Genomic DNA, 5887 nt, shown 5'->3' with positions numbered 1-5887 from the left:
TAACAAGTGACTGTGGTGTCAATCGCATATATTAAGCCACTTTTTCACGCCACGGTTCCTGATTTTTGACCATGGTATTGAGCACCACAATCATCTTTCGCATGCAGGCAACGACGGCCACTTTTGGAATCTTCCCCTGGGCCTTCAAGCGTTCGTAAAAGCGTTTGAAAACGGGATTGCACTGAATGGATGAGAGCATGGCCATGAACATCACGGTTCGGACTCTGGGGCGCCCACCTCGTATCCTCCGTTTGCCATTGAGCTTGCCGCTGTCTCGATTGATGGGTGCGACACCGACCAGTGCGGCGATCTCCTTTCGGTTCAGAGAGCCGAGCTCCGGCAGCTCACTCAGGAAGGTGTAGGCGAGCACTTTTCCGACACCGGGCACACTGGTCATGATGTCCATTTTGGTACGCCAGTGATCCACTTTGGCCACTTCCTGCTCGATTTGTCGGGTGATCGTTTCAATCTGGCTCTGCAGCATCCTGAGTAAGCTTTTAATGGATCGGTGAAGGGGTTTTGGCATGATCTGGAGACGGTTTTTCTCCATGGTGGACATCTCCATAAGCTGAGCCCGCCTGGCCAATAAGTCTCTGATCTTTTGTGATGTTTTGTCCGGGATAGGTCTGAATTCCGGCTTGAGTGTGGCAGCATATTTGGCAATCACCTGGGCATCAATACGGTCAGTTTTGGCGAGCACGCCGATGGCCTGAGCGTAACGTCTGACACTGGTGGGATTGACGACTATGATCGGTAAGCCTGCCTGATTGCAGGCCTGAACCAGGGCATGCTCATGGCGCCCTGTGGCCTCCACCACGATTCGTTCAATATCGTAGTCCTTGAGGATCTTCACGAACCGACGAATGTGGGCTTCGCTATTGGGAATTGAATAAAACTGTCCGGAAGGATGGAGAGCGATATCAAGGTTGGCTTTACCAACGTCGACACCGATATTCAGTGAAGTTTGGATTTCTGTGGTGTTCATAATAAGCTGACTCTGCCTTGCTATACGGGCTCGAGGCCCCGATGACTGTACGAGTTATCGCTTGAGAGTCATGCAGCGCTACGCACTTGTTACCGGTCTCTCGAATGAGGAGCCTGCCAACATCGAGCTGCTGCATGAAGGCCCCCAGCGGCCACTGGGGGTGGGCCTCAATTTACCCAAACACGGCAGAAATTATCCATACAAAGCCAGTCACGGCGACGGCTACTACATTGCGGCTTCGCCTCCATTCCGTAGCCGCGCGTGCTGGGCGGCGTTATGGCTACAAGGAAGTCGAGTGAAGACGAAAGTTTATCTATCCATTTTTGCTAGCCTAATTTTGGCAGTGTTTGTCAGCTCAATAGGCGGAGTTTTTGGCGAGGAACTGGCAGAGCACGTCAAGAAAGAGACTGCTGAATTGGCGTTGGATGGCAGGTCAATATCAGATCTTTCCCGAGAAGAAGCCAATGCATTGATGCGCTCTCCGGAATTTTTGGACCGCTTGGTCGCCGCTGAGAAAGAGGTATCTGACGAGTACTGGTGGTATGTTGGCGCGAACTTCGCCATCCAAATATTACTAATTCTTGTCATTTGCTTGGTTTGCGGAAAATTTGTAATTCATACAGTGGCCAAGCATGCGAGGCCATAACCAGGCGGTCAACCGGACGCCAAAAGCGTGCCGCTTTTGGTTCCCTCCGCTGGCGCTCCGGCGCCGGTTACCTAAGCGTTAAGGCTAAGGTGCCTAGTGAATCCTGTTAGTTGGTTCTTAAGAAAACGGGCGATCAAAAAGCATGTCAGGGTGCTTGGCCCTGCGCTGAGAGAAAGGTATGGCCACAAGAGAAACTACTCGGCGGCGGAAGTGACCGATACATCAAGGTCGTTGAGCTTACCCGACAAATATCTTTGTTACGCCGTCGCGCTGTATTGCACCAAAGATGAGTACGAAAGAAGTAAAACCTGGCCACAGTCTATGGTTATGGATTACGCAATGGCGAGAGCAGTGAGCTTCAATATCGCAGTTGTTATGGCGGCCAGCGGAACGTCCGAAGCAGGGGGTTCCTCTGGCAGTGAATTCGGAGATGGCTTTGGCGGCGGTGATGGTATTTGAACAACAATGGCTCCGATGCAAGTCCAGCCTTAACAAGGCAGTCAACCGGACGCCAAAAGCGTGTCGCTTTTGGTGCCCTCCGCTGCGCTCCGGCGCTGGTTACTTTCAGCGTTAGTGGCCAAGGAGAGCTATGAATCAGGCAATCCATTTCAAAACGTCGATGTTTGATGTCTCGAAGGAAAAAGAGAATCCCATAAACCCGATACATGGGCTTTCCCTTCTGGAATGGTTGAGGAAAAAGCTCGAAGGCAAGATAGAGATTACGGAGCCGGAAGCCGAGGATTGGGGCTGGTACAGTGAGCTCGAATACGAAGGTGGCAGTTACCTGATTGGAGCATGTGCGTTTTACGAGAAAGGCGATGATCCAACATCAGAAATCGAGTGGGTCTTTCAGGTCCATAAATACCGTAGCCTGAAAGAGAAGTTGCTTGGTCAAAACAAGATGACTACCTTCGACAGTTGCTTCCAATTTTTCAAAGGGCTTCTTGATCAGGAGCCTGGAATCAAAGAGGTGGAGGTTGCCTGAGCCACTAACAAGGCAATCAAATTCGTTCCGGCCTTTGGCCTCCACCGGACGCCCTTGTCAGGGCGCCGTTTATTGCTGGCGTTAAAGGCTCCAGGGAGTATTTCGGTGAGCAAGGAAGACCTTTCCCCAGAAGACCAGGCCTACTACAAGCGCTTTGAGGTCAAGCCGCTACGAGTATTGCTGCATTTTTTGGCAGTCGTTTACTTGGTGTTTGTATTCGCCATTGGTGGTCTCCAGTTCAGCGGAGGCTTTTTCAGCGGCGTCGTTGGGAGCTTTATCCTAATTCAAGGTATAGATCTCTCTCACAAAAGATTGATCGTTGTTGGCTGGTTCATTTCAGTTGTGAGCGTCTTACAGACGATATCTTTGGCATTTTCGTGACTAGCGAGAGCTGACGGAAAAGCCTTTAACAAATAGTTGTAGTACGTTTCGGGCCTGTCGGCCCTACACCGGACGCCCATTTCGCTGCGCTACATGGGCGCCGCTAAACAAGGGCGTTATATGCACGAGGTGTCTAATTGAGGGAAGTGTGGCTTTTTTATGGCGAGGGTGGCCGCTTTGTTGGCGGGGCATTCACAGAGTTAGATGCTGCAGAAGCGTGGATTTACCACAATCGTCTCACTGGCGTACTCACGAAAACTCCGGTCAATAGCGGAGTGCTCGATTGGGCAATTGAGACTGACTCACATAATATGACCCCAGAGACACTTGATGCCAAAAGGAGCGATCCCGCGTTTGTGGGTGGTTTTTCCTCGGCCTCCCAAGAACATTACCACTATGAACACGGCCTTCGAGACTAAATCATATAACAATGCCATTCACCGGATGCCAAAACCTCCGCTTCGCTGTAAGCGTCCGGCCATCACACCTTGTCAGTAATAGCCGGCTTCCAGTTGTGAGGCAATAGCTCATCGATGGCGTTGTTCTTCTGCATCGGGAGACGGGTCAGCACATCCTTCAGATAGGCATACGGATCATGTCCGTTCAGCTTCGCCGACTGGATCAGAGTCATGATGGCAGCCGCACGCTGACCACTGCGCAGTGATCCCGCGAACAACCAGTTGGAGCGGCCCAGCGCCCAGGGCCGGATCTGGTTTTCCACCCAGTTGTTGTCGATGGGCACAGCACCATCGTCCAGGTAGCGCGTCAGCGCTGCCCAGCGTTTGAGGCTGTAATCCAACGCTTTGGCCGTGCCGGAACCATCCGGCACTTTCTGGCGATGCGCCAGCATCCACTGATGCAGCGCATCAGCAATCGGCTTGGCTTTTGTTTCCCGGATTTCCTGCCGCTTGTCCGGTGGCAGGTCTTTGGTGTCCCGCTCGATTTCGTAGAGCCTTCCGATGTACTCCAGCGCCTTAGCGGCTAGCTCGCTCTTGTTGGCTTCGTGCAGATCGTAGAACTTGCGCCGGGCGTGGGCCATGCAACCGATCTCGATGATGCCGTTGCCGAACCCGGCCTTGTAACCAGCGTAATCATCACAGACCAGCTTGCCCTGCCAGTCACCCAGGAAGGTGCGGGCGTGTTCGCCTGCACGGCTGGGCGCGAAGTCATAAACGGTGGCTTTCAGGTCCGAGAACGGTGTGGTGCAGTAAGCCCAGACGTAGGCCTTGTGGGTTTTCTTCTTGCCCGGGGCCAGCATGCTGACCGGGGTTTCATCGGCATGCAGAACGCTGTGGTCCAGCAGGGTGTTTCTCAGCGCATCCACCAGGGGCTGTAACTGCACACCGCAGGCACCGACCCATTCGGCCAGGGTGGAGCGCGGAATTTCGAGGCCGGCGCGACCGAAGATGCGTTCCTGACGGTACAGCGGTAGATGATCGGCGTACTTGGCCACCAGGACCTGAGCCAGCAGACCAGCGGTGGGAATGCCCTTGTCGATCACCTGCGGTGGCACCGGTGCCTGGACCAGGGTCTCGCAACTGTCACAGACCCACTTGCCCCGGATGTGGCGTTCCACCGTGAACTCGCCCGGAACGTAGTCCAGCTTTTCGCTGACGTCTTCGCCGATGCGCTTGAGCTGGCAGCCGCAGCGGCACTGAGTGTTTTCGGGCTCGTGGTGGATCAGGGTGCGGGGCAGTTCCGGCGGCAGCGGGGTGCGCTTGGGCTTTTGCTTTGGCCGGGCAGCTTTCTGCTCCTCGGTCATCGCCTGTTCCAGCTCGACTTCGATAGCCGCCAGGTCGCTGTCGATCAGTTCATCCAGCAGTCGTCCCTGGACGGCGTCCAGTTGCTCGCTGCGCCGGGCATACTTATGGCGCTTGAGGATGGCCACTTCGTGAGTCAGCTTCTCGATGACCGCATCACGGTGCACCAGGGCCCGCTCCTTGTTCTCGACACGATCGAACAGTTCCGTGGCAAGAGCACGGAGCTGATCGGCAGAGAGTTGGTCGAGATCGGGGCGCTGAGTCATGCCCGTCAGTATGCCAAGTCCATGTGCCGCAAGCGATTCGCGGTTCTGGCTATGGCGATATCACTCAGCTTATGGTTACAGAATGGAGATCACGCCTTCAGCGCCAAGGCGTTGCCAGGGCAGGCCCTGAACCAGAGCGGATAACTGTTCCTCAGTCAGGCGCAGTTGGTCACCGCGCCAGGCTTCGCCCCAGTGGAACTTGCCCCGATTCAGCCGGCGAGCACAGAGCCAGATGCCCAGGCCATCGTGGATCAAGACCTTCATCCGGTTGCCCCGTTTGTTGGCAAACAGGTAGGCGCAATGCGGCCTGGCAGAACCGAAGACCTGAATAACCCGAGCCAGCGCTTTGTCTGGCCCGGCTCGCATGTCCAGCGGCTCAGTGGCCAGCCAGATCTCGTCAATGCGGATCATCCCAGCAGATCCCGCAACAGGGCGGCACACTGGTGGGCCTGCTCCGCAGGCCACTCCACCACCACCGCACCACCGGCGCGGGGAATCTCGATGCGGATGGTGCTACGCTTATCCGAGACCGATTGGTTGCCCGGTGCAGAGGTTGCAGCAGGCAGATTAACCGGAACAAATCCCGGTGTTGCTGGTGTTTTATCCGCTCGCTGCGCTTCACTCATCCAGCGCCGGACCATGTTGGCGTTGAGACCGTTATCCAGTGAAATCCGGGAAACGGAGGCCCCGGGTTCCAGGCATTTGGCGACAATCTCGGCTTTGAATTCGCGGGAAAACCGGCGACGGCGTTGGTAGGGCTTGGTTACGCTTAATTCGTTCATGTTAAGTGTCCACTAGAAAATAAGTGGACACTATCCTGACGTTGGCAGCGCCGTGCTCAAGATGGGATCACCGGACGCTTAC

At 55.0% G+C, this 5887-nt stretch carries 9 protein-coding genes; 5 read left to right on the top strand and 4 right to left on the bottom strand.

Translation table 11 applies throughout. The annotated features are described in order from the left end of the window. Window positions 1-31: 31 nt before the first annotated feature. A complete protein-coding gene (locus ACJO3M_RS03930) occupies window positions 32-985 on the bottom strand; it encodes an IS110 family RNA-guided transposase (protein WP_406998860.1) in 954 nt (317 codons plus the stop codon). 70 nt (window positions 986-1055) lie between these two features. Here ACJO3M_RS03930 and ACJO3M_RS03925 point away from each other — a divergent pair, with 70 nt between their 5' ends. The 5 genes from ACJO3M_RS03925 to ACJO3M_RS19250 all read left to right on the top strand — a co-directional run bounded on the left by ACJO3M_RS03925 (window position 1056) and on the right by ACJO3M_RS19250 (window position 3416). Next, window positions 1056-1631, top strand: coding sequence for a hypothetical protein (locus ACJO3M_RS03925; protein WP_406999886.1), 576 nt, complete (start codon window positions 1056-1058; stop codon window positions 1629-1631). 96 nt (window positions 1632-1727) lie between these two features. Continuing rightward, a complete protein-coding gene (locus ACJO3M_RS03920) occupies window positions 1728-2090 on the top strand; it encodes a DUF6559 family protein (protein ID WP_406999884.1) in 363 nt (120 codons plus the stop codon). A 130-nt stretch (window positions 2091-2220) separates the two neighbouring features. After that, complete coding sequence (locus ACJO3M_RS03915; protein WP_406999882.1) at window positions 2221-2616, top strand: hypothetical protein; 396 nt, start codon at window positions 2221-2223, stop codon at window positions 2614-2616. 105 nt (window positions 2617-2721) lie between these two features. Next, complete coding sequence (locus ACJO3M_RS03910; RefSeq protein WP_406999880.1) at window positions 2722-2997, top strand: hypothetical protein; 276 nt, start codon at window positions 2722-2724, stop codon at window positions 2995-2997. 146 nt (window positions 2998-3143) lie between these two features. Continuing rightward, the gene (locus tag ACJO3M_RS19250; protein WP_504362675.1) at window positions 3144-3416 is read left to right on the top strand and encodes a DUF7710 domain-containing protein; all 273 of its coding nucleotides are present in this window, start codon (window positions 3144-3146) and stop codon (window positions 3414-3416) included. Between the two features lie 62 nt (window positions 3417-3478). On the opposite strand, the gene tnpC is transcribed toward ACJO3M_RS19250, so the two are convergent. From tnpC to tnpA, 3 genes are all read right to left on the bottom strand, one after another. Then, window positions 3479-5023: an IS66 family transposase gene (tnpC, locus tag ACJO3M_RS03905; RefSeq protein WP_406999692.1), complete on the bottom strand. Its 1545-nt coding sequence runs from the start codon at window positions 5021-5023 to the stop codon at window positions 3479-3481. A 75-nt stretch (window positions 5024-5098) separates the two neighbouring features. After that, the gene (tnpB, locus tag ACJO3M_RS03900; protein WP_406999690.1) at window positions 5099-5434 is read right to left on the bottom strand and encodes an IS66 family insertion sequence element accessory protein TnpB; all 336 of its coding nucleotides are present in this window, start codon (window positions 5432-5434) and stop codon (window positions 5099-5101) included. Then, window positions 5431-5805: an IS66-like element accessory protein TnpA gene (gene tnpA / locus ACJO3M_RS03895; protein WP_406999688.1), complete on the bottom strand. Its 375-nt coding sequence runs from the start codon at window positions 5803-5805 to the stop codon at window positions 5431-5433. Before tnpA ends, tnpB begins: the two co-directional genes overlap by 4 nt. Between the last annotated feature and the right edge of the window lie 82 nt (window positions 5806-5887).

The organism is Marinobacter alkalisoli (assembly GCF_045449795.1).
GTDB lineage: Bacteria > Pseudomonadota > Gammaproteobacteria > Pseudomonadales > Oleiphilaceae > Marinobacter.
Note: the sequence above shows the minus strand (reverse complement) of the source record. Positions and strands in the feature narration are given on the sequence as shown.